The sequence below is a fragment of the Arthrobacter rhombi genome, from assembly GCF_900163545.1.
Classification (GTDB): domain Bacteria; phylum Actinomycetota; class Actinomycetes; order Actinomycetales; family Micrococcaceae; genus Arthrobacter_H; species Arthrobacter_H rhombi_A.
The window spans coordinates 1-22937 of record NZ_FUHW01000013.1 but is presented as its reverse complement, the minus strand read 5'-3'; the positions used below and the strand labels follow the sequence as shown (position 1 = coordinate 22937).

Genomic DNA, 22937 nt, shown 5'->3' with positions numbered 1-22937 from the left:
CCCGGTCGCCTAGACTGTCGGATGTGGTTACCGCATTGTTGTTTGAGATCTACCTCTTCAAGGCCCTGAGCCTGGTCGCGCTCGTGCTCGGCCTCTGGGCCTTCATCGATGCCGCCCGCCGCCCGGCGCAGAACTACCAGCGTGAGAATAAGCGGACCAAGGGTTTCTGGATGGGGCTCACCGGCGTGGCCGCCGTCTTCTGCGTCTTCAGTTTCCTCGCCGGCGGTGGTGCAGGATTCCTGCAACTGATCGCCGCCTGCGTCAGCTGCGTCTACCTCGCCGATGTCCGGCCCGCCGTTGGCGGCAAGGGCACGCCGGGGTACTACAACTACTAGGCCCCGGCTCCTAGAGAGCCAGCGACCCCGTCCGCGGGGCCACGCACGCCCAATCCACGGTCAATTCGCCCAAACGCCACCGTGAGGGCCCATCACGGACCGGCCACCCCGCGGCCCGCAAGGCCCGGCACATGGCCATCCAGCGCTGCCGCTGCCCGAAGGTGGCCAAGGGGGCTGCCGCCAGCCACGCAGCATCGGCGGCCGCCAAGAAATCGTGGACCCGTTCGCCGGGATGGTTGCGGTGGATCAGCGCCTTCGGTAGCCGTTCGGCAACCTCGCTGGGTCGTTGAACGGCGCCGAAGCGGATCGAGATGCTCAAGGTCAGCGGGCCCTCGGGGGAGACCCCCACCCAGGTGCTGACCCGGCCGATTTCATCGCAGGTCCCCTCGATGAGCAGACCCGCAGGGTCCAGGCGGGCGGCCAACGAGGACCAGATCGCCGCCACATCCTCTTCGTTATATTGGCGCAAGACGTTGAAGGCCCGGATCAGCAGGGGATTGCGGTCCGTGGGGATCTCGAAACCTCCGACGGTGAAGGACAGGCCCTCGACCTCCAGGAGCTTCGCTGCCAGAACCCTGCCGGGATCGATTTCCAGTCCGACGACGGCCACCCGCGGGTTCACGACACGCAGACGCTGGAAATACTCGACAGCGGTGCGCGGTGAAGCCCCGTACCCCAAATCCACGCAGATCGGTGGTGCCCCGGTGACATCGGGGCGGAGCCTGAAGTTCTGGGTTCCGGTCATCCAACGATCCACCCGGCGCATCCTGTTCGGACTCGTCGTCCCGCGGGTGGGGTTGCCCAAGGGGCGTCCGGCCTGGTGCCGGCCGCTGAGCCTTCGAGACTTTTGCACCACGAAAAAAATATAAACCTCCGGAAGGGTCCTTCATGACCAGATACCGGTGAAAGTAACCGACTTCACGCCCGATAGGATGGGACCATGACGCACACCCTGATCCTGCTCCGCCACGGGCAGAGCGAATGGAACGAAAAGAACCTCTTCACCGGCTGGTACGACGTGCCGCTGACCGAGAAGGGCCGCACGGAGGCCATCCGCGGTGGTGAGCTCCTCACCGAAGCAGGTCTCACCCCTGACGTGCTGCATACCTCGCTGCTCAAGCGCGCGATCATCACGGCCAACCTTGCCCTCGAAGCCGCCGATCTCTCCTGGCTGCCGGTCCGTCGTGACTGGCGCCTGAACGAGCGCCACTACGGCGCACTGCAGGGCAAGGACAAGGCCCAGACCCTGGCCGAGTACGGCGAGGAGCAGTTCATGAAATGGCGCCGCTCCTACGACACGCCGCCGCCGCCGTTGGACGATGACTCGGAGTTCTCCCAAATCGGGGACCCCCGCTACGCCGACCTCGGCAATGAGGCGCCGCGTACCGAATGCCTCAAGGACGTGCTCGAACGGATGCTGCCCTACTGGGAGGGTGCCATCCGTCCCGATCTGGAGGCTGGCAAGACGGTTTTGGTCACCGCGCACGGCAACTCGCTGCGGGCCATGGTCAAACACCTGGACGGTATTTCGGATGAGGATATCGCCGGGTTGAACATCCCCACGGGCATCCCGCTGGTCTACGAACTGGATGAGGACTTCAAGCCGGTGACCCCCGGCGGCCGCTACCTGGACGCCGCCGCCGCTGCCGACGCCATTCAGGCCGTCGCGAACCAGGGCCGCAAATAGCCGTCCCTTGAACGAGCTGCAGAAAAAGACCGGGGCCGGTCCGCGTTGCTACGCGGACCGGCCCCGGTCGTGTCGGGGGTGGGTTAGAGCGCCCCGCTGCCGGGCTCCCATTCGCCGGTGACCAGGTAGTTGACCTTGCGGGCCACCGAGACCCCGTGGTCGCCATACCGTTCCAAGTAACGACTGGTCAGGGTCACATCGGCGGTGCGGGGCCCCGATTCGTTCCAGTCAGGGCCGGCCACCGTCTTGAAGACGCTGGCGTGCAGATCGTCGATCCGGGCATTGAGCGCAACAATTTCCCGGGCGATTTCCAGATCCCGTGTTTCGAGCAAGGTGATCAGCTTCCGGGCAATCTGGACGTCGAGCCCGGCCATTTCCGCGAAGACGGGGGCCACCGATGCCGGTGCCACGGTCACCGGAAAACGGAGCCGAGCGAGCTGGGCGATATGACGGGCCAGATCGCCCATCCGTTCCAGGGAGGCGCTCATCCGCAGCGACCCGACGATCATGCGCAGATCCGAAGCCACCGGACCCTGCAGGGCCAGGACGTCGATGGCCCGCTCATCGAGCTGTGTCTGCATGAAGTCCACCCGCGCGTCGGCGGCAATCACTTCCTGGGCCACCTCCGTATCCGCCTCCGCATACGCGGTGTGGGCGCGTTCCATGGCATCCGCCACGAGTCCGGCCATCTGGGTCAGTTCCTCGCCGATCGTTAGGAGTTCCGCCTGGAAGACCTTGCGCATGAGGGTGTCCTTTCATCATGGTGTTCCCCCACGTTCAGGCAGGGGACGGGCACTGTAGTCATCAAGACTGCCACCCCAACGTTAACCTCCGGGCCTTCGCGTATGAACATTCGGTGAATGGCTGCCCGAGCCCACCGAAGCAGACAGGAACCAATCAGTGGCACGGCTAGGCTGGAACCGTGGATGATGCACTGGTCATAGTGGTCGCCGGGCTCGTGGGGCTGGCGCTGGGCGTTGTAGGGCTGTTGGCCTACCGTTACAGCCAGCTTCAGCGCGAGGCCGTCACCGACGTCGGAGAGCCGACATTGCCCGACGGCGCCGCGGAGATCCTCTCCGTCGTCGGACGGGCCTTCGTCGTGGTCGACGACATCGACGGGGTCGTTCGTGCCAACCCGGCAGCCTATGCCTACGGCCTGGTGCGCGGACACACGGTGGTCCACGCGGAACTGCTGGCACTGGCGCGCAGGGTACGTTCCGACGGGGTCATCGAAGAACGCCAGTTCGAGCTGCCCTTGGGCCCCCTGGGCCAGGGAACCATCGTGGTGCATGTGCGGGTCGCCCCGCTGGGTGAGGAATACATCCTGCTGCTGGCCGATGACCGGACGGAGATCACCCGTACCGAAGCGATCCGCAACGACTTCGTCGCCAACGTCTCCCACGAGTTGAAGACGCCCGTCGGGGCCATCCAGCTGCTCTCCGAGGCCATCGATGGTGCCGCGGATGACGAAGTGGCGGTGAGACGTTTTTCCACCCGACTCGACAAGGAAGCCCACCGGCTGGCGGCCCTGGTGCAGGACATCATCGAACTCTCCCGATTGCAGGGCACCGATGTTGTCCTGCAGGGCCAACCGGTGGACGTGAACCGGATCGTCGCCGAAGCCGTGGACCGCAACCGGCTCACCGCCGAAGGCAAGGCCATCACGATCACCGTCGGCGGCCACACCCAGGACCGGATCTTCGGGGAGCGGGACCTGCTGATGACCGCGTTCCGCAACCTCATCGACAACGCCATCCGTTATTCGCCCGAGGGGACCAACGTCGGGGTCGGCGTGCGCTCACGCGACGGGCTCGTTCAAGTGTCGGTCACCGATCAGGGCCCAGGGATCGCCCCCGAAGAACAGGAACGCATCTTTGAGCGCTTCTACCGCGTCGATGCCGCCCGGTCGCGCCAGACCGGCGGTACCGGCCTGGGGTTGAGTATCGTCAAACACGTTATTTCCAATCACGGCGGCGAAGTCACGCTGTGGTCCCGACCGGGGCAAGGCTCCACCTTCACGGTGCGCATGCCACGGCACGAAGACGCCCACGAGGCAGCACGAGACCCGGGCCAGGCCCGGGAAACGGAGACTGTCACCGACCATCCCTCCGGCGGCGCGAACGCGCACCGGCCACGTGCAGAAGGAGACCCAATTTGACCCGCATCCTGGTGGTCGAAGACGAGGAGTCGCTGAGCGACCCACTGGAATACCTGCTGACCAAGGAAGGCTTCGAGATTCAGGTCGTCGATAACGGGCTCGACGCCGTCATCGAGTTCGACCGCAACGGGGCAGATCTGGTCCTGCTGGACCTCATGCTCCCCGGGCAATCCGGTACCGAGGTCTGCCGGCAGTTGCGCCAGCGCTCGTCGGTACCGGTGATCATGTTGACGGCCAAGGACTCGGAAATCGACAAAGTCGTGGGCTTGGAAATCGGTGCCGACGACTATGTGACCAAGCCCTACTCGGCCAGGGAACTGATCGCCAGGATCCGGGCGGTGCTGCGCCGCCAGGGCGAACCCGAGGAACTGATTGCCTCCACGGTCCAGGCCGGGCCGGTCCGCATGGACGTGGAACGCCATACGGTCAGCGTGCACGGTGAGGCGGTGTCGTTCCCGCTGAAGGAATTCGAACTGTTGGAGATGCTGTTGCGCAATGCCGGGCGGGTCCTCACCCGCGGTCAGCTGATCGACAGGGTGTGGGGTTCGGATTACGTCGGGGACACCAAGACCTTGGATGTGCACGTCAAACGGCTGCGCTCAAAGATCGAGCCGGATCCCGGGGCACCCGTGCATCTGGTGACCGTGCGCGGCCTGGGCTACAAATTCGAGTCCTGAACTCCCAGCGGATGTCCCCGGTGTGATGGGGTGAAACACTGCTGGCCGGGTCCCTGCGGAAAACATTCCGTCGGGACCCGGCCAGCAGTGTTGCGGCTGAGGTTATTCGCTGTCGAGGATCGGCGCGGTGGGTTCCAGGTGCTTGACCGTGTCCTCGTTGTAGCCCTCGGGCAGGTACGGGCGGTACTCGGGCAGTGCTCCGTTGACCACGGGGACCGTCTCCTGGACGCTGTTGGAGCCGACCTTCATGGTGGCGTCGGCATCCGAGCCGGGCTGGACGCCGGCGCTGGGGAAGACGGTTTTGTTCTCGTCGTCCTCGAGCTTGAGCGAGGTCTTCGCCGGAACCTTGATCTTCATCGACTTGCCGTCGACGGTCAGCTCCAGCGAGGCTGCCTGATCGGTGTCGTTGATGAGACTGCCGATGGCACGCGCCGGCTCGTTCTTGTCGTTGGTGACCAGCAGAAGGTTGCGCACCTGGACGTCGGCGACGTCGAAGACGATGCCGTCCGAGGCCGCGTAATGCATGGTGGTTGATTGCTGGTTCACCGCACCACAGCCGGTCAGGCCGATGGCCAACAGGGCGACGGCAGCAACGGATGCGGTTCGGCGGCCGCGGAACTTCTGTGCGGTGATCACGGCACAAACTCCTCTATAAGGTTCATCTCTGGTGTTGTCGCACCCCTGCGGACGAGTGATCCCGCGTCAGGGCGCAAAAAAGCGTTGGTCCCAGCCTAATCGGTAACGCAGCAAAAGTATGACTTGGCCGCACCGCGGATGAAGCTGCCCTGTTTTAAGCGCACCGCGTCCGAACGCGCGCACATAACAGCAATCCCTCACATGGCAAGGGCAGATTATGGTCCTCTTTCCTTGCGATGACTGGCAACTCGCCGAGGTGAGTGGCATTTCATGGTAAACTTGATGGTGGGAAAGGGGTTTATCCAGATGGTTTTTGAGGTTGGCGAGACGGTTGTTTACCCTCACCACGGTGCGGCGAAGATCGAAGAGATCAAAATGCGCACCATCAAGGGCGAAGAGAAGATGTATCTCAAGCTCAAGGTGGCGCAAGGTGATCTGACAATCGAGGTTCCGGCAGAGAACGTAGATCTGGTCGGCGTCAGGGACGTCGTCGATCAGGAAGGCCTGGATCACGTATTTGACGTCCTACGTGCCGAATTCACGGAGGAACCGACGAACTGGTCCCGCCGTTATAAGGCCAACTTGGAGAAGTTGGCCTCCGGGGATGTCGTCAAGGTGGCAGAGGTCGTTCGCGACCTGTGGCGTCGTGACAACGACCGCGGGCTTTCGGCCGGCGAAAAGCGCATGCTCGCGAAGGCGCGCCAAATCCTGATCAGCGAATTGGCCTTGGCCAAGAAGCTCGATGAGGAGAAGGCGGAAATCGTCCTCGACGAGGTGCTGGCCTCCTAAGGGCAGGACCACCGTCCGGCGCAGCCGGTACGGCGTTCGGCAGCACTTTGAAAGGCCCGTCCACCCAGCAGGGTGGACGGGCCTTTCTGTTGCCCGCAGCTAAGCTGGACGCGTGACTGAAATCCCCTCCACAGGGCCCCGCGTTGGTCTGATCCTTGTGGCCGCCGGTTCCGGGACCCGACTGGGCCACGGGATCCCCAAGGCGCTGGTCGAAGTGGCCGGAACGACCCTGCTCGAACACGCCCTCCACGCAGCCCTCACCTCCCGGGTGGCCCACGAAGTGGTGGTGGTGCTCCCGACGGGAGACGAGCGGCTGCACGCCGTCTGCTCGAAAATCGCCGAGAAGACGGCAGCCACTGTCTCCACGGCGACGGGTGGGTCCTCCCGCAACGACTCCGTTCGGGCAGGCCTGGCAGCCCTGGGACCTGTCGATCACGTACTCGTCCACGATGCCGCCCGCTGCCTCACCCCAGCCGACGTGTTCGTCACCGTCGCCGAAGCGCTGGTGGCAGGAGCCACCGCCGTCGTGCCGGGTATTGCGGTCGCCGACACCATCAAGTCCATCGACCCGGCAGCCGCCACGGCACCGGGCCTCGCCGCAGCCCACCTGGTCACCGGCACCCCGGAACGCTCGGGGCTGCGCGCCATCCAGACCCCCCAGGGCTTCGACGCGAGGGCGCTGGCAGCCGCCCATGCCGAGGCCGCTGCCCTGAACGCGACGGAAGCCGCGGCGATCACCGACGACGCACGGCTGATGGAAGTCGCCGGAGCCGAGGTCTTCGTCGTTCCCGGATCCGTCGACGCCTTCAAAATCACCACGGCACTGGACCTCCTCTTGGCCGAAGCCCTGCTCGCCAGCCGTCACCCCCAACCCCCATTCCAGGAGTACCCATGAGCCCGAGCCCCCTCATCCCACGGACCGGCATCGGCGTGGACGTGCACGCCTTCGATGACTCCGGGACCCGCGAACTGCGCCTAGCTGGGCTCTCATGGCCCGGCGAACGCGGACTGAGCGGCCACTCGGACGGTGACGCTGTCGCCCACGCCGCCTGCGATGCCCTGTTCTCCGCAGCAGGGATCGGGGATCTCGGAACTCATTTCGGGACCGACCGGCCCGAATTCGCCGGAACGTCAGGGGCCCGACTGCTGGCCGAGGCGGCACGACTGGTGCGTGAGGCGGGCTGGGAAATCGGTAACGTCTGCGTTCAGTTCGTGTCACGACGCCCCAAATTTTCTCGGCGCCGCGAGGAAGCCAATGCGGTGCTCTCCGCGGCAGCAGGAGCCAGCATCACGGTCACCGCCACCACCTCGGACGGGCTCGGCTACGAGGGGGCAGGGGAGGGGCTGACCGCTTACGCCACGGCGCTGATTTACCCGTCGGTCAGCTAATCTGGTGCGGTGAGCATCCGTTTTTATGACACCAAGCAAGCACAGGTCCGCGACTTCGTCCCGCTGACACCGGGGCGGGTGGGCCTCTACTACTGCGGTGCAACGGTCCAGGGCATCCCGCATGTCGGGCACGTCCGTTCGGCCATCGCCTTTGACATCCTCGTGCGCTGGCTCGAATACCGGGGGCTCCGGGTCGACGTGGTCCGCAACGTCACCGATATCGACGATAAGATCCTGGAAAAGTCGGCGGCCTCCTTTGCCGAGGACTTCGTCGAGGAGGGCCACTACCTCCCCGAAGAGCCATGGTTCGCGCTGGCCTACCGGTTCGAGCAGGCCTTCACCCAGGCCTACGACAGCCTCGGGGTCCGCAGGCCCACCTACGAACCGCGCGCCACCGGCCACGTGACCGAAATGCATGAACTCATCAACCGGCTGATCGACGCCGGGCATGCCTACCCGGCCGAAGACGATTCGGGGGACGTCTACTTCGACGTGCGCTCCTTCCCCGCCTACGGGGCACTGACCCGCCAACGGCTCGAGGACCTGCAGGACGCAGCCGACGCCGACCCGCGCGGTAAACGCGACCCCCGTGATTTTGCGTTGTGGAAGGGGAGCAAGGACACCGACCCGGCCACCGCCTCCTGGCCCAGCCCGTGGGGGCGGGGACGGCCCGGCTGGCATCTGGAATGCTCGGCCATGGCCCGCAAATACCTGGGGGCCTCCTTCGACATCCACGGTGGCGGACTCGATCTGCGCTTCCCGCACCACGAAAACGAGCTCGCCCAGTCCACCGCCGCCGGCGACGGCTTCGCGAACTTCTGGATGCACAACGGGATGGTCACCTACGAGGGCGAGAAAATGTCCAAATCGGTCGGCAACACGATCTCCCCGGAGCAGATGCTCGAACAGGCGCCGGCCCGCGTGGTCCGCTATTTCCTCGGCCAGGCGCATTACCGCTCACAGCTGGACTATAAGCCCAGTTCGCTGGCGGAAGCCGGGGCCGCCCTGGAACGGATCGACAGCTTTGTCGCCCACGCGCTGCAACGTCTCCACGGGATAGAAGCCGGCGCCGACTTTGACCTGGATTTTGAGCATTTCGCTGTTACCGAGGACTTTGCCGCAGCCATGGACGAGGACCTGAACGTCCCGCAGGCTCTCGCAGCGGTCCATGAGACGGTCCGGGTGGGGAACACGGCGTTGGCCGAGCATGATCTGCCGACCGCCGATCGGGCCCTGCAGCAGGTGATGGCGATGACCTCGACGTTGGGGCTCGACGACCCCGCAGGCGCCGGGCACGGTACAGGCCCCGGCAGCGCCGTCCTGGACGATCTGGTCCGCGCCCAACTGGCTGAACGGGACGATGCCCGTGCCTCCAAGGACTGGGCCCGGGCGGATAGCATCCGCGATACGTTATCCGCCGCAGGCGTCGTGGTGGAGGACTCGGCGGACGGGGCCCGGTGGACGCTGAAATAGGTTTTGTCAACAACCTGCCGTTCCACCTGTAAAATAGAAGGTTGGCGGGCATCGCGACCGCGCGGACCCCGACCCCACCAACACCGAGGATTTCATCCCATGGCAACACCCAAGCGTCACGGCGGCGCACCGAAAAAGAAAAAGGGCCCCTCCGTGGGCACCGGCGGCCACGGGCGTAAGGCGCTCGAAGGCAAGGGCCCCACCCCGAAGGCCGAAGAGCGGACCTACCACCAGGCCTACCGCAGCCGGCAGCTGGCAGAGCGTGCGGCCTCCAAGCCGGGCGCCTCCCGCCAGCGTCCCGCAGGGCGCAGCACGGGCCGTAGCAAGAACGCCGAGGAAATGGTCAGCGGCCGTAACTCGGTGTTGGAAGCATTGCGCGCCGACATCCCCGCCAAGGCCTTGTACATGGCCATTCGCATCGACGTGGATGACCGGGTCCGGGAGATCCTGAAGCTGGCCGCCGAGCGCGGACTGGCCGTCATGGAAACCGGCAAGCCCGAACTGGACCGGATGACCGACGAGTCCATCCACCAGGGCCTGGCCCTGCAGGTGCCGCCCTATGACTACCCGGACGCCCTGGAAACGGTGAAGGCGACGTTGGCGAAGGTCGCCAAGGGCCATCTCAGCAACACCCCGCTGTTCATCGCCCTGGACGGGATCACCGATCCGCGTAACCTCGGCGCCATCATTCGTTCGGCGTCGGCCTTCGGCGCCCATGCCGTCATCGTCCCGGAACGCCGGTCCGCCGGCCTGACCGCTTCGGCGTGGAAGACCAGCGCTGGGGCTGCAGCCCGGGTACCGGTAGCCCGCGCCACCAACATGACGAACACGCTCAAGGCCATGAAGCAGGCAGGGGTGTATGTCGTTGGACTCGACGGGGACGGCGAGGTCGACCTGACCGGTCTGCCCCTGGCCACCGACCCGCTGTGCATCGTCGTGGGCTCCGAGGGCAAGGGCCTATCGCGTCTGGTGAAGGAGAACTGCGACCAGATCGTGTCGATCCCGATCGAATCCGCGATGGAATCCTTGAACGCTTCCATGGCCGTGGGGATCACCCTCTACGAGATCTCGCGCCTGCGCAACGCCTGAACTGGATGACGAAGTGAACCACAGCCCCGCGACCGGAACCCCTCGCCGGGAACCGCCGGTAGGTGAATCCACGGCACTGGTTTCCGGGATCTCGGCAGCAGTGCCGGTCCCGGGAGCCGAAGCCGTCGACGACTCCGTCAACGTCGCCGTCTTCGCCCCGGATCTGGAATCCGTGGACATCCACTACACGGACCCTTCGGGCCAACTGGTGGTCACCGTGCTGACCGGACACACCGGGCAGACGCACCACGGCCTCGTCAAGGCTCTACGTCCCGGAGCCAGCTATGCCTTCTGGGCCCACGGGGCTGACCTGCCCGGGGACGGGCAACTTCTGCTTGACCCCTATGCCCGCGCCATCGTCGAGGACGACGACGGGGCCCTGTGGGGGGTGCACGTCAGCGAAGACTTTGACTGGGGTGGGGATGCTCCACCCCTGGTGCCGTGGCGCAATACCGTCATCTACGAGGCCCATGTCCGCGGGCAATCGATGCTGCACCCCGACGTGCCCGAAGAGCTGCGGGGGACCTACGCGGGGATGGCCCATCCCTCGGTCATTGCCCACCTGCTGTCCTTGGGCGTCACCGCTGTGGAACTGTTGCCGATCCACTTCCACCTGGACGAACCGCATCTTCAGGACCTCGGACTGCCCAACTACTGGGGCTACAACACCTTGGGCTTCTTCGCCCCCCACGGCGACTACGCCAGTGCCGCCGCCCGGAAGGCAGGACCGGCGGCGGTGCGCGACGAGCTCAAGGGCATGATCCGGCTGCTGCACCAGGCGGGTCTGGAAGTCATCCTGGACGTCGTGTACAACCACACGGCAGAAGGTGGGGCCGACCAGAAGACCTATTCGTGGCGGGGGCTAGGAAACCTGGCCTATTACCGGCACGACGAGGCAGGCAACTATGTGGACACCACCGGTTGCGGGAACACCCTGGATTTCTCCACGCTGCCGGTGATCGAGATGGCCTTGGCGTCGCTGCGACATTGGGTGGCCGACTACCATATCGACGGATTCCGCTTCGATCTGGCAGTCACCCTGGGCCGCGACGAGGAGAACCGTTTCACCCCGCACCACCCGTTCCTCGAAGCCCTATCCGCCGATCCGCTGCTATCGCGTGTCAAACTCATCGCCGAACCGTGGGATGTGGGCTTCGACGGATGGCAGACCGGACGGTTCAACGGCGATTTCGCCGACTGGAACGACGGCTACCGCGACACGGTCAGGGAATTCTGGGTCTCCGGACGCGGCGCCCTCGATGGTGGCGGACAGGCGCCGAACGTCGCCCGTCTGGCCAGCGTCCTGGCGGGCTCCCGGGAGACCTTCGCCGCCTCGGGGAGGGGACCGCTGGCGTCGATCAACCTGGTCACGGCGCACGACGGCTTCTCACTGCGGGACCTGGTCAGCCACGACCGCAAACATAATGAGGCCAACGGCGAATCCAACCGGGACGGCTCCGATGACAATCGCAGCTACAACCACGGTGTCGAGGGGATGAGCGGCGACGAAGCCATCGACGAGGCCCGCCTGCAGACGGCCTCGAATGTCATGGGTACGCTGCTGCTCTCGCTCGGTGTACCGATGATCACCGCCGGTGACGAGTTCGGCAAGACACAGCGGGGCAATAACAACGCCTACTGCCAGGACAACGAACTGTCCTGGCTGGACTGGACCCCTGATGCCTTCGGCGAGAAGATCCTGCGCCGCACCAAGGCCTTTTCCAAGATCCGCAGAGAATTCCTGCAGCACCAACCCTTCGTCTATCCGACCATCGCCGAAAGCTCCTACCTGTTGTGGCTCAATGCCGAGGGCGTGCCCATGCGTCAGGAGGAATGGACCGATGGCGGCACCCGGCTGGTGCAATTGCTGATGGGTTCCGCTTCGGGCAGTATCGACGGGTTGATCATCTTCAACGGGCACCTGGATGAACAACAGATCCGGCTTCCCGCAGCTGAATCGCTGAAGGATTTCCGGCCGTCGGAAGCCGCGGAGACGTCGTTCGAACTGCGCTATGGCACCGCAACGGATATCAAAATCAGGCAGGGCACGGTACTGACCGCCGGGGATCAGGACTTCGTGCAGGGCAACTCGATCAGTGTCTACCGCTGCGAGGCACCCCGCAGCCGAAGCGTCACGACCCCGTAGTCGCCACGAGTCCCAGTTCGGCCGGGGAAGCCACCAACGGGTGCGCCGGAACCACCCGGACCGCGTACCCGAAGTCGCCGGCGCGTTCCAAGGTCCAGGTGCCCCGGAAACGGAACCTTCCGTTGCCCAGCTCCTCGGCCATGTTTAACGGGTGCACGGTGGGCTCGGTCAGCTGGCCATCGGCACCGATCCGCCCGTGGACGGCTTCCACCTGCACTGCTGCTGCATCGAGTCCACCGAGCCGGAGGTAGGCCTCGAGGGTGAAAGCATCACCCAGGCCCAGTTCCGGGCCCATATCCGGTGCCTCGACGTGTTCAATGGACACTTCTGGCCAGACGGTGGAGACCTCCCGGATGAAGGAGGCCACCGAGCGGGCCCCGGCAAAGTCTTCGGCACAGGCAATGCGCCCGGCCTCTGCGGCCGGAAGGTACAAGGTGTTCACATAGTCCTTGACCATGCGTTCTGCCGAGACCTGAGGCCCGAGCTCAGCCAAGGTGTGCCGCATCATGGCCAGCCACGTCAGCGGCAGCGGCCCCTGGCCCGGCGCCGGGCCATCCTCGAGGGACGGGTGGGTCTCCTGGCCGTAGAAACGTGGGGCAACGGTCCTCTCGATCAGCTCGTAGAGGGCCGTGGCCTCGAAATCGTCGCGATCATCGGCCGAGGATCCCTCAGCTGCCGTGGGAATCGCCCAGCCGTTGTCGCCGTCGTACATTTCGTCCCACCAACCGTCCAGCACCGAAAGGTTCAGCCCGCCGTTCAGGGCGGCCTTCATCCCCGAGGTGCCGCAGGCTTCGAGCGGGCGCAACGGATTATTCAACCAGACGTCGCAGCCGGGGAAGAGGGTGCCGGCCATGGCCATGTCGTAGTTGGGCAGGAAGATGATGCGGTGGCGGACCGCCGGATCGTCGGTGAACTGTACGAGTTCCTGAATCATCTGCTTGCCGGCCTCGTCGGCGGGGTGCGATTTGCCGGCAATGACCAGTTGGATGGGCCGGGTGGGGTGCAGCAAGGCAGCCTTCAGGCGGACGGGATCACGCAGCATCAGGGTCAGCCGTTTATAGGTGGGAACCCTGCGGGCGAAACCCAAGGTCAGCACGTCAGGATCCAAAACGGAATCGGTCCAACCCAGTTCCATGGCGGTCGCACCGCGTTCGAGCCAGGAGGCACGGAGCCGGGAACGGACATCGTCGATGAGCTGGACACGTAGCTCGCGCCGCACCGCCCATAACTGTTCGTCGGTGAACTGCTCGGCTGCCGTCAGCCGGGTGATCCGTGGATCGACCCAGGTGGATTCGTGGACGCCGTTGGTGATCGAACCGATAGGGGTTTCGCTGGCCTCGAAGCCGGGGTACAGGCCGGAGAACATGTCACGCGAGACGTGCCCATGTAGTTGGGAGACCCCATTGGCGCGTTGGGCCAGCCGCAATCCCATGGCAGCCATATTGAAGATGTCCTGACTTCCACCGAGCTCCGTATCGGAACCGAGGGCGAGCACCGAGGCGGTCGGTACCCCGGGGGCCAGGCCCGCCTCCAGGAAACGGGAGACCTGGGCGGCCTCGAAACGGTCGATCCCCGCCGGGACCGGGGTATGGGTGGTAAACAGGGTGCTGGCCCGTACGGCGGCCACAGCGGATTCGAAATCCAGTCCCTCGGAGATGAGCTCGCGGATGCGTTCGATTCCCAGGAAGCCCGCATGCCCTTCATTGGTGTGGAACACCTCGGGTTCGGGGGCACCGGTGAGGCGGGAATGGATGCGTAGGGCCTTGACCCCACCCATTCCCAGGAGCAGTTCCTGCTGCAACCGGTAGTCACCGCCGCCGCCATAGAGCCGATCGGTGATCGCACGGGCCGCCTCGTCATTGCCGGGGACATTCGAATCCAATAGCAACAGCGGCACCCTGCCGACGTGGGCACGCCAGATCCGTGCCTGCAACTGTCGGCCGTCGGGAAGCGGCAGCGCCACCGTCACCTCGGATCCGTCGGCCTCGCGGAGGGCCGTCAGGGGCAGCCCCGCAGGTTCCAGGGCCGGGTAGGTTTCCTGCTGCCAGGCCTCAGGGGAGAGCGATTGGTGGAAGTAGCCGGCCTGATAGAGCAATCCGACGCCCACCAGGGGTACCCCCAGATCGCTGGCCGCCTTGAGGTGATCGCCGGCGAGGATACCCAGGCCGCCCGAATATTGGGGCAAGAGGGCGCTGATCCCGTATTCGGGGGAGAAGTAGGCGATGGCCGCCGGCGGACGGGACTCCAGTCCCTGATACCACCGCGGGGCCAGCAAATACCCGTCCAGCTCTGCGGCCTGCTCCTGAATCCTGGCCACCAGCGGGGCATCGGCTGCCAAACGGGCCAGGGACGCCCGATCGAAACGCCTCAACAGGGCCCGCGGATTCTGGCCCACCACCTCCCACCCGTGGGGGTCGAGATCGCGGAACAGCTCGGCGGTGGGTCGGTGCCACGACCAGCGAAGATTCGCAGCAAGCCGATCCAGCCCGGAAATCTTCTCCGGCAGGACGGTACGGACAGTAAAACCTCGGATGGCCTTCACGTGCTGAACGCTAGCCTAGAAAGTCCCCGTTGGGGACGGTTGGCCGTCATATTGCGCAGCGCGGGGCAGTCGCCGGACGGTGGGCACCATGAAATCCTTGGCTTTACCGTCCCGACTGACTAGCGTCTATGACGTGAGCACTAGGCGCAGGTCCAGATTCGGTCGCATACCCGTTACTGACGTTTTCCCCGTCATCGAGGGCGGACGGTTCCCCGCCAAGGCCATCACCGGTCAAGATGTCCTCATTCGGGCGACGGCCTTCCGTGAAGGTCACGACGCCCTCGCGGTGGAGGCGGTCCTCTACGACCCAGACGGCCGTGAGGTCCAACGCGCTCCGATGCGTCCCGGTGCTCCCGGACTCGACGAATGGTTGGGCACCCTGCGCCCCACCAGTGAAGGGGATTGGACCTTCGAGGTCGAAGCATGGGATGACCCCATGGGTACCTGGTGGCACGACGCCGGAATCAAGGTGGCCGCGGGCATCGACACCGAACTGATGTTCGCCGAAGGGGTGTTGCTGTTGCGCGAAGCGGCAGCCGCTTCCCCCCGGGCCCATATCCTGGAAACCGCTGCGGCCGCCGTGGCCGATACCTCATTATCCGACGCGGCCAGGATGGGCGCAGCCTCCACCGAGGCGGTGCGTACCGAACTGTTCCACCGCCCGCTGCGGCGGCTGGTCACCGGCAGCGGACGTTTCCCCTTGCTGGTCGAACGCGTTCTGGCCGGACGCGGGGCCTGGTACGAATTCTTTCCCCGCTCCGAAGGGGCCAGCTTCGACCCGGCGACGGGGACCTACAGTTCGGGTACTTTCGCCACCGCCGCCGAACGGCTCGAAGCGGTGGCCGGCATGGGCTTCGACGTGATCTACCTGCCGCCGATCCACCCGATCGGCAGGACCTTCAGGAAGGGGCCGAACAACACCCTGACCGCAGAAGAACACGACCCCGGGTCACCGTGGGCTATCGGTTCCGCGGCAGGCGGCCACGACGCCATCCATCCTGATCTGGGCACCGCAGCGGATTTTGCTGCGTTCGTGCAACGCGCCCACGATCTGGGCCTCGAAGTGGCCCTGGATCTGGCCTTGCAGGCTTCCCCCGACCATCCGTGGGTGACCGAGCATCCAGAATGGTTTACCACCCGGGCCGACGGGAGCATCGCCTACGCCGAGAACCCGCCGAAGAAGTATCAAGACATCTACCCGCTGAACTTCGACAACGACCCGCAGGGCCTCAGCGCCGAAGTGCTGCGCATCGTGAACCTGTGGATCGAACGCGGGGTACGGATCTTTCGGGTGGATAATCCACATACCAAACCCGTCGGTTTCTGGGAGTGGCTCATCGGCGAGGTCAACGAGGACCATCCGGGGACGGTGTTCCTGGCCGAGGCCTTCACCCGGCCGGCCATGATGCATGCCCTGGGACGGGCCGGCTTCCAACAGTCCTACACCTACTTCACGTGGCGGAACACGAAGGAAGAGCTGGAGGAGTACCTCCCGCACGTTTCGACCGAAACCTCGTCGTTCTTCCGCCCGAACTTCTTCGTGAACACCCCCGATATCCTCACCGAATACCTGCAGTTCGGCGGACCTGCCGCCTTCCGGATCCGGGCCGCCCTGGCCGCGACGGCTTCCCCGCTTTGGGGGGTCTACGCGGGATACGAGCTCTACGAACATGTGGCCCGGCCCGGAGCCGAGGAATACATCGATAACGAGAAGTTCCAATATAAGATCCGTGACTTCGATGGCGCCGAAGTCGAGGGCCGCTCCCTGGCACCCTATCTGCGCCGGCTCAACGCCATCCGTGCCGACCATCCGGCGCTGGGAGAACTGCAGAACCTCGTCGTCCACCCCACCAGTGACGACGCCACGATTGCCTACTCGAAGTCCCGACGCACCCACCCGCTGACCATCCCCGCGCCGGGGACCAACGCGGCGGAGCCGATCGACGAGCCACTGGACGAGGGGCAAGCGATCGATACCCTCATCATCGTGGTCAATACCGACCCCCATGGCGCCCGCGAATGCACGGTCAGCCTGGATCTGGAAGCGTTGGACCTGCGAGAGCGGGACCTGGACGACGACGGCAAGTTCACCGTGGATGATTTGCTGACCGGCCGCAGGTGGAAATGGTCGGCCCATAACTACGTCCGGCTGGACCCGCACCAGGAGTCGGCCCATATCCTGCACATCCGCCGGGGGACCTGATGGCCAACCCGTACCAGCTCAACGTTCCGGGTCTGACCCATGATCCGCAATGGCACCGCAAATCGGTGTTCTATGAGGTGCTGGTCCGGGCATTTTCCGATGCCAATGGTGACGGTAGCGGGGATATCGCCGGGCTGATCGACAAGCTCGACTACCTGCAGTGGTTGGGGGTGGATTGCCTCTGGGTTCCACCGTTCTATAAATCGCCGCTGCGTGATGGCGGCTATGACATCTCCGATTACTACGACGTCCTCGATGAATTCGGCACCATCGGTGATTTCCGCCGGCTGGTCGCCGAAGCCCATGAACGCGGCCTGCGCATCCTGATCGACCTGCCGATGAACCACACCTCCGACGAGCACCCCTGGTTCCAGGCCTCCCGGGGGGATCCCGACGGCGAATACGGCGACTTCTACGTGTGGTCTGATACCGACGAGAAATATTCCGAAGCCCGGATCATCTTCGTGGACACCGAGGAATCAAACTGGGCCTTCGACCCGGTGCGCCGACAGTTTTACTGGCATCGCTTCTTCAACCACCAGCCCGACCTGAACTTCGAGAACCCCCGGGTCCATGAGGCCATGTTCGACGTCGTCAGATTCTGGCTCGACCTGGGGGTGGATGGTTTCCGGGCGGACGCGATTCCCTACCTGTTTGAGGAGGAAGGGACCAATTGCGAGAACCTGCCGGCGACCCATGACTTCCTGCGCCGGCTGCGGGAGGTCGTGGACTCCGAATATCCAGGCCGCATCATCATCGCCGAAGCGAATCAGGCGCCACAGGAAGTGGTCGAATACTTCGGCACCACCGAGGAACCGGAATGCCATATGTGCTTCCACTTCCCCATCATGCCTCGACTGTTCTACGCGCTCCGGGACCAGGTCGCCGCACCGATTATCGAGGCCTTGGAACAGACCCCCGACATCCCACCCGGCACCCAGTGGGGGACCTTCCTGCGCAACCACGACGAGTTGACGCTCGAAATGGTGACTCCCACCGAACGTGAAGCCATGCTCGGCTGGTATGCGCCCGACCCCCGGATGCGTGCCAACGTGGGCATCCGGCGGCGGCTGACCCCGTTGCTGGATAATTCGCGGTCCGAACTAGAACTCATCCACGCCCTGCTCTTCGGTCTGCCCGGTAGCCCGTTCCTGTATTACGGGGACGAGATCGGGATGGGCGACAATATTTGGTTGGAAGACCGCGACGCCTCCCGTACTCCCATGCAATGGAACCCCGACCGCAATGCAGGGTTCTCGGTCGCCGACCCCGGCCAGCTCTATCTTCCCGTGGTCCAATCGCTCGTCTATGGCTACACCAGCATCAATGTCGAACAGCAGCTCGAACACAGCGGATCGTTCCTGCATTGGGTGCGGCAAATTCTGGGGGTCCGCCGCGAACATCCGGTCTTCGGCCTGGGGGATTACCTGAACGTCCGGGCCTCCAGCCCCAGTGTTTTGGCCTTCGTGCGGTGCCCCGAGGATCCCGGGCCGCACGGAGCCACACCGGAGGACGAGGAGGAAATGGAGACGCTGCTCTGCGTCTATAACCTCTCCCAACACCCGGTGGCCACCGAACTGGAGCTACCCCAGTACGCAGGGCGCGGCTTGCGGGATATCTTCGGCGGCGCCGTCTTCCCACCGATTTCCCCCGAGGGGCGTCTGAACCTGGCGCTCGGATCCCAAGGGTTCTACTGGTTGCGGCTGCGCTCGCTCCGTTCTGACGTCCACGCCGCGTCGACCTCGACACTTCCGGTGATCAACCCGGGGGAGCGACGATGAGACATGACAGCGAAGTAACCCGGGTGCTGGCCGGCTGGGTCGGGGAGCAACGCTGGTGCCCGGCCCCGAGGGGCACCTTCACCCTGTCGGTGGCCGGTGTGCTGCCGGTGCCGCAGCCCGATCCCGACGCCCTCATGTTCAGCCTCTTATTGGCCATCCGCCCCATCAATGACGCCAGTGTGGAGACCGGGCAACTAGTGGAACAGTCACCTGGTCCTGACGGGGTGGTGGTCCAGGTTCCCCTGAGTTTGCACCGGAACCCGTTGCCGGAAGCGTCGGCTTGTCTGGGATCAGTGGACGAGCTGACCGTGCAGTCCCTGGCGCCCCACCCGAGCGATGGCGCGGGCACAGGTACCTGGTGGGTCCATGATGGAACCGGCGATCCGGGCTTCGTCAACGCCTGGGTGGCCCTCATGGGCGATGCGTCATCGGGGGAAAGCGCACCCCGGGCCACGATGCGGGTTCTGGAGGGGGAACAATCCAATACCTCGGTCGTCCTCGATGCCCCCGAGGGGCCGGTCATCATCAAGTTTTTCCGCCTCCCGCTGGCAGGGATCAATCCCGACGTGGAACTTGGTTCACTGCTTTCGGACGCCGGCTCACAGGACGTGCCCCGCACAATGGGCAGCCTGGAAGGCCGGTGGACGGTGGGGGCCACCGAAGTCAGCGGAACGCTGTCGGTGGTGCGCGAATTCTTCAATTCGGCGCTCGACGCCTGGCGTCTGGCCAGCATCGCTGCCATCGAGGACCGGGATTTCACCTTGGAGGCCACCGAACTCGGACGCGCAGTGGCCCGTCTGCACCACCAACTGGCGGAGGTAGCACCCGCGGCAGTGGCCAGCCCGGAGGAAACCGGGGAGTTCATTGAGGCCTTGCGCCTCCGGCTGACCTGGGGGTGGGAACGGGCGGCGCCTGCTGACGGGGCCCTGGCAGATGCCTTCAGCGAAGTCCTGGAATCACTGGGATCCCTGGGCCGGCTACCGTTGCTGCAGCGGATCCACGGCGACCTGCACCTGGGCCAGATCCTGCGCACCGCAGAGCACGGCTGGGTTGTCCTGGACTTTGAGGGGGAGCCCCTGCGTAGCGCGGGGGAGCGACGGGCACCCGATGTGGCGTTACGTGACGTGGTGGGCATGCTGCGTTCCTTCGACTACGCGGCGGGACGGGCCACCCGCACCGATACCCCGGGCGAAGCTACGCTCCCCGTTCCGGAAGCGGCCTATCAGGCGGCCCGCCAATGGTCGGCGCGGACCCGCAAGGCGTTCCTGACGGGGTACCGTGAGGAAACGGGCGAGGGCGTCGATATCCAGTCGCCGCTCTTTCTGGCCCTCTGGCTGGACAAGGCCCTGTATGAAGTCGTGTACGAACGGCAAAACAGGCCGACCTGGGAACAGGTACCGGCCTCGGCGGTCCAGGAGGTCCTCTCAGCCATGCAGAACCCAGCGGATTCACCCCGGCGGGCCGAAACCGGCGCCGCAGCAACCCCCGGTGCGACGGATCGCCTCTCCACGCCCCGTCCGGTAGCGCCGGATGTCCTGGAAGCCATCGCGGCAGGTCGCTTCCACGCACCCCACGGAGTCCTCGGAGCCCATCTGGCCAACGACGGCTCGGTGACCGTACGCACCCTGCGCAAGTTGGCCGGCACCGTTACCCTGATCACCGAAAGTGGCCGTCACGAAATGACCCACGAGTACGACGGCGTCTGGGTAGCGGTGCTGGATCCTCCTCCGGGACGAGAAGGCACCGTGCCCGACTACCGACTCGAAGTCACCTACCCGGGAGGCTCCCCTGCCGTGGTGGACGATCCGTACCACTATCTGCCCACGCTGGGAGAGATCGATCTGCACCTGATCGGTGAGGGCCGACATGAGCGCCTCTGGGAGGTCCTCGGCGCCCGGGTGCGTCGCTACCACACGGCCTTGGGCAATTGCGAGGGCACGGGCTTCGCGATCTGGGCACCTAATGCCCAAGCGGTCCGTGTCTTGGGCGCTTTCAACGGCTGGGATGGAACCGGCCACGCCATGCGCTCGCTGGGACGCTCGGGAGTTTGGGAACTCTATATCCCCGCGGTCGGTGCCGGCACCATCTACAAATTCGAGATCCTCGGCCAGGACGGTCACTGGCGCGAGAAGGCCGACCCGATGGCGAGGAACACCGAGATTCCGCCGCTGACCGGATCCGTCGTCGTGGAATCGGCCTATGGTTTCCAGGACGGGGAGTGGATGGCGGCCCGGGCCCAGAGCGACCCGCATTCGGGCCCGATGAGCGTCTACGAAGTACATCTGGGCTCCTGGCGTCCCGGACTGGACTACCGGCAAATGGCCGAACAGCTCAGCGAATACGTGACCTGGCAGGGATTCACCCATGTGGAGCTGATGCCCGTCGCTGAGCATCCGTTCGGCGGCTCCTGGGGCTACCAGGTGACCTCCTACTATGCTCCCACCTCACGTTTTGGCCATCCTGACGATTTTCGTTATTTCGTGGACCGGCTGCACCAGGCAGGCGTCGGGGTCATCATGGATTGGGTCCCCGCGCACTTCCCCAAGGACGAGTGGGCCCTGGCCCGGCTGGACGGCCAACCCCTCTACGAGCACCCCGACCCGCGCCGCGGCGAGCACCCCGACTGGGGGACGCTCGTCTTTGACTTCGGCCGCAACGAGGTCCGCAACTTTCTGGTCGCCAATGCGCTGTACTGGATGGACGAATTCCACATTGACGCCCTGCGCGTCGACGCCGTGGCTTCGATGCTCTACCTGGACTACTCCCGTGAGGACGGCGGGTGGGAAGCGAATATCCATGGGGGGCGCGAGAACCTGGAAGCAATCGCCTTCCTGCAGGAACTCAATGCCACCGCCTACCGCCAACATCCCGGCATCGCGATGATCGCTGAGGAATCCACTGCCTTCCCCGGTGTCACCAGTGATACCGATGGAGGTGGGCTCGGTTTCGGGCTGAAGTGGAATATGGGCTGGATGCATGACTCCCTCGAGTACATGGCTGAGGACCCGATCCACCGGTCCTATCACCACCATAAAATCACCTTCTCCATGGCCTACGCCTATACCGAGAACTTCCTGCTGCCGATCAGTCACGACGAAGTCGTCCACGGGAAGGGCTCCCTGTTGCGCCGTATGCCCGGTGACCGGTGGCGCCAGCTCGCCCAGGTCAGGGCCTACCTGGCCTTCCAGTGGGCTCATCCCGGTAAACAGCTGATCTTCATGGGCACCGAATTCGCCCAGGAGGGGGAGTGGAGCGAACAGCATGGACTGGACTGGTGGGTGGCCGACACCCACCAACACCGCGGAGTCCAGCTCACCGTCAGGGCCCTGAACGGGATCTACCGGGAACTGCCGGCACTCTGGGCACTGGATAACGACCCGGCGGGCTTCGAATGGATCAATGACCACGAAGCAGCGGGAAACACCCTGAGTTTCATCCGCCGCGACGAGAAGGACGAGGTGATGGTGTGCGTCGCGAACTTCTCGGGGGAACCCCACGCTGGCTACCAACTCGGTTTGCCGGCGTCCGGGGCCTGGACCGAGGTACTGAATACCGACGCCGAGGAGTTCGGCGGCTCGGGGGTCAGCAACTCGGGAACACTCACGGCCAACGGTGGGGCCCATGATGGTCAGCCCGCCTCCGTCACCGTGGACCTGCCCCCGTTGGGCGTCCTGTACCTTGTCCCGGGCAGCGCCAGCTGAGCCGGGGGGCCCATAAACCCCGGAAAGACGGGGTTTGCGGGCCCATCAATTGTTGGGAGAGTCGCCGATTAGGTGAACCAGCAAGATGTGGGTATAGTTATTTCCCGCGCCGGTCGCCAATAAAACTTCTCCACGGAGAGGACAACGGGACGGCGCAGACTTCCGAAAAGCCAACGAAACGGTCGATTTGACCGGGTTCAGGCCAACGGGTAAGTTAGACAAGTTGCTCCAGAGCGAAGCGGTTGGCCGGAAGGCGAGATCGTGGAAGTTGGAAGCGTCTGTTGTTTGAGAACTCAATAGTGTGCCATGTTTGTTGACACCGATTTTTTTA

18 protein-coding genes are annotated in these 22937 nt (G+C 64.8%); 13 read left to right on the top strand and 5 right to left on the bottom strand.

Features of this window, described 5'->3' with window-relative positions:
* Positions 1 to 23 precede the first annotated feature (23 nt).
* Positions 24 to 335 carry a DUF2516 family protein gene (locus FM101_RS02590; RefSeq protein ID WP_086995031.1) on the top strand — a complete coding sequence of 104 codons (312 nt, stop codon included), beginning with the start codon at positions 24 to 26 and terminating at the stop codon, positions 333 to 335.
* A gap of 10 nt (positions 336 to 345) precedes the next feature.
* On the opposite strand, the gene FM101_RS02585 is transcribed toward FM101_RS02590, so the two are convergent.
* Positions 346 to 1191, bottom strand: coding sequence for a class I SAM-dependent methyltransferase (locus FM101_RS02585; protein WP_179204208.1), 846 nt, complete (start codon positions 1189 to 1191; stop codon positions 346 to 348).
* Positions 1192 to 1275: 84 nt separating this feature from the next.
* On the opposite strand from FM101_RS02585, the gene FM101_RS02580 reads away from it, so the two are divergent.
* Complete coding sequence (locus FM101_RS02580; protein WP_086995028.1) at positions 1276 to 2022, top strand: phosphoglyceromutase; 747 nt, start codon at positions 1276 to 1278, stop codon at positions 2020 to 2022.
* 83 nt (positions 2023 to 2105) lie between these two features.
* Here the strand turns inward: FM101_RS02580 and phoU are convergent, their stop codons facing one another.
* Positions 2106 to 2765: a phosphate signaling complex protein PhoU gene (gene phoU / locus FM101_RS02575; RefSeq protein WP_086995025.1), complete on the bottom strand. Its 660-nt coding sequence runs from the start codon at positions 2763 to 2765 to the stop codon at positions 2106 to 2108.
* A 179-nt stretch (positions 2766 to 2944) separates the two neighbouring features.
* On the opposite strand from phoU, the gene FM101_RS02570 reads away from it, so the two are divergent.
* Positions 2945 to 4180, top strand: a complete 1236-nt coding sequence (locus FM101_RS02570; protein WP_086995022.1) for a sensor histidine kinase — start codon at positions 2945 to 2947, stop codon at positions 4178 to 4180.
* Positions 4177 to 4857, top strand: a complete 681-nt coding sequence (locus tag FM101_RS02565) for a response regulator transcription factor (RefSeq protein ID WP_086995020.1) — start codon at positions 4177 to 4179, stop codon at positions 4855 to 4857. The genes FM101_RS02570 and FM101_RS02565 overlap by 4 nt, the downstream gene beginning before the upstream one ends.
* A gap of 102 nt (positions 4858 to 4959) precedes the next feature.
* Here the strand turns inward: FM101_RS02565 and FM101_RS02560 are convergent, their stop codons facing one another.
* Entirely contained in the window at positions 4960 to 5493 is a 534-nt protein-coding gene (locus FM101_RS02560; RefSeq protein WP_086995017.1) for a hypothetical protein, read from the bottom strand.
* 306 nt (positions 5494 to 5799) lie between these two features.
* Between FM101_RS02560 and FM101_RS02555 the strand changes: the two genes are divergently transcribed.
* The 6 genes from FM101_RS02555 (at position 5800) to glgX (ending at position 12379) form a co-directional block, all read left to right on the top strand.
* Entirely contained in the window at positions 5800 to 6282 is a 483-nt protein-coding gene (locus FM101_RS02555) for a CarD family transcriptional regulator (protein WP_086995109.1), read from the top strand.
* Positions 6283 to 6394: 112 nt separating this feature from the next.
* Positions 6395 to 7177, top strand: coding sequence for a 2-C-methyl-D-erythritol 4-phosphate cytidylyltransferase (gene ispD, locus FM101_RS02550; RefSeq protein ID WP_245806605.1), 783 nt, complete (start codon positions 6395 to 6397; stop codon positions 7175 to 7177).
* Positions 7174 to 7671, top strand: coding sequence for a 2-C-methyl-D-erythritol 2,4-cyclodiphosphate synthase (gene ispF / locus FM101_RS02545; RefSeq protein ID WP_086995014.1), 498 nt, complete (start codon positions 7174 to 7176; stop codon positions 7669 to 7671). Before ispD ends, ispF begins: the two co-directional genes overlap by 4 nt.
* A 9-nt stretch (positions 7672 to 7680) precedes the next feature.
* Positions 7681 to 9144, top strand: a complete 1464-nt coding sequence (gene cysS / locus FM101_RS02540) for a cysteine--tRNA ligase (protein WP_086995011.1) — start codon at positions 7681 to 7683, stop codon at positions 9142 to 9144.
* Positions 9145 to 9243: 99 nt separating this feature from the next.
* Positions 9244 to 10233, top strand: coding sequence for a 23S rRNA (guanosine(2251)-2'-O)-methyltransferase RlmB (gene rlmB, locus FM101_RS02535; RefSeq protein ID WP_086995008.1), 990 nt, complete (start codon positions 9244 to 9246; stop codon positions 10231 to 10233).
* 13 nt (positions 10234 to 10246) lie between these two features.
* On the top strand, positions 10247 to 12379 hold the full coding sequence (glgX, locus tag FM101_RS02530) for a glycogen debranching protein GlgX (RefSeq protein WP_245806604.1): 2133 nt from the start codon (positions 10247 to 10249) through the stop codon (positions 12377 to 12379).
* Here the strand turns inward: glgX and glgP are convergent.
* A complete protein-coding gene (glgP, locus tag FM101_RS02525; protein ID WP_086995005.1) occupies positions 12366 to 14921 on the bottom strand; it encodes an alpha-glucan family phosphorylase in 2556 nt (851 codons plus the stop codon). The two genes, glgX and glgP, sit on opposite strands and share 14 nt — an antisense overlap.
* 133 nt (positions 14922 to 15054) lie before the next feature.
* Here glgP and FM101_RS02520 point away from each other — a divergent pair, with 133 nt between their 5' ends.
* Genes FM101_RS02520 through glgB form a run of 3 tightly spaced genes read left to right on the top strand, consistent with a single transcriptional unit; the run spans position 15055 to position 22606 of the window.
* Entirely contained in the window at positions 15055 to 17124 is a 2070-nt protein-coding gene (locus tag FM101_RS02520; RefSeq protein ID WP_245806603.1) for an alpha-1,4-glucan--maltose-1-phosphate maltosyltransferase, read from the top strand.
* Positions 17124 to 18905: a maltose alpha-D-glucosyltransferase gene (treS, locus tag FM101_RS02515; RefSeq protein ID WP_086994999.1), complete on the top strand. Its 1782-nt coding sequence runs from the start codon at positions 17124 to 17126 to the stop codon at positions 18903 to 18905. Before FM101_RS02520 ends, treS begins: the two co-directional genes overlap by 1 nt.
* Entirely contained in the window at positions 18902 to 22606 is a 3705-nt protein-coding gene (gene glgB, locus FM101_RS02510; protein WP_086994996.1) for a 1,4-alpha-glucan branching protein GlgB, read from the top strand. The genes treS and glgB overlap by 4 nt, the downstream gene beginning before the upstream one ends.
* A 45-nt stretch (positions 22607 to 22651) precedes the next feature.
* On the opposite strand, the gene FM101_RS15815 is transcribed toward glgB, so the two are convergent.
* Positions 22652 to 22937 (bottom strand): hypothetical protein (locus FM101_RS15815; RefSeq protein ID WP_218778253.1); only part of this gene is annotated, 286 nt, incomplete at its 5' end.

What these genes read in the sequence shown, in the direction of transcription:
- FM101_RS02580 (WP_086995028.1), top strand. Translation starts at nt 1,276, where the DNA reads ATGACGCACACCCTGATCCTGCTCCGCCACGGGCAGAGCGAATGGAAC.
- phoU (WP_086995025.1), bottom strand. Translation starts at nt 2,765, where the DNA reads ATGCGCAAGGTCTTCCAGGCGGAACTCCTAACGATCGGCGAGGAACTG.
- FM101_RS02555 (WP_086995109.1), top strand. Translation starts at nt 5,800, where the DNA reads ATGGTTTTTGAGGTTGGCGAGACGGTTGTTTACCCTCACCACGGTGCG.
- ispF (WP_086995014.1), top strand. Translation starts at nt 7,174, where the DNA reads ATGAGCCCGAGCCCCCTCATCCCACGGACCGGCATCGGCGTGGACGTG.
- rlmB (WP_086995008.1), top strand. Translation starts at nt 9,244, where the DNA reads ATGGCAACACCCAAGCGTCACGGCGGCGCACCGAAAAAGAAAAAGGGC.
- treS (WP_086994999.1), top strand. Translation starts at nt 17,124, where the DNA reads ATGGCCAACCCGTACCAGCTCAACGTTCCGGGTCTGACCCATGATCCG.
- glgB (WP_086994996.1), top strand. Translation starts at nt 18,902, where the DNA reads ATGAGACATGACAGCGAAGTAACCCGGGTGCTGGCCGGCTGGGTCGGG.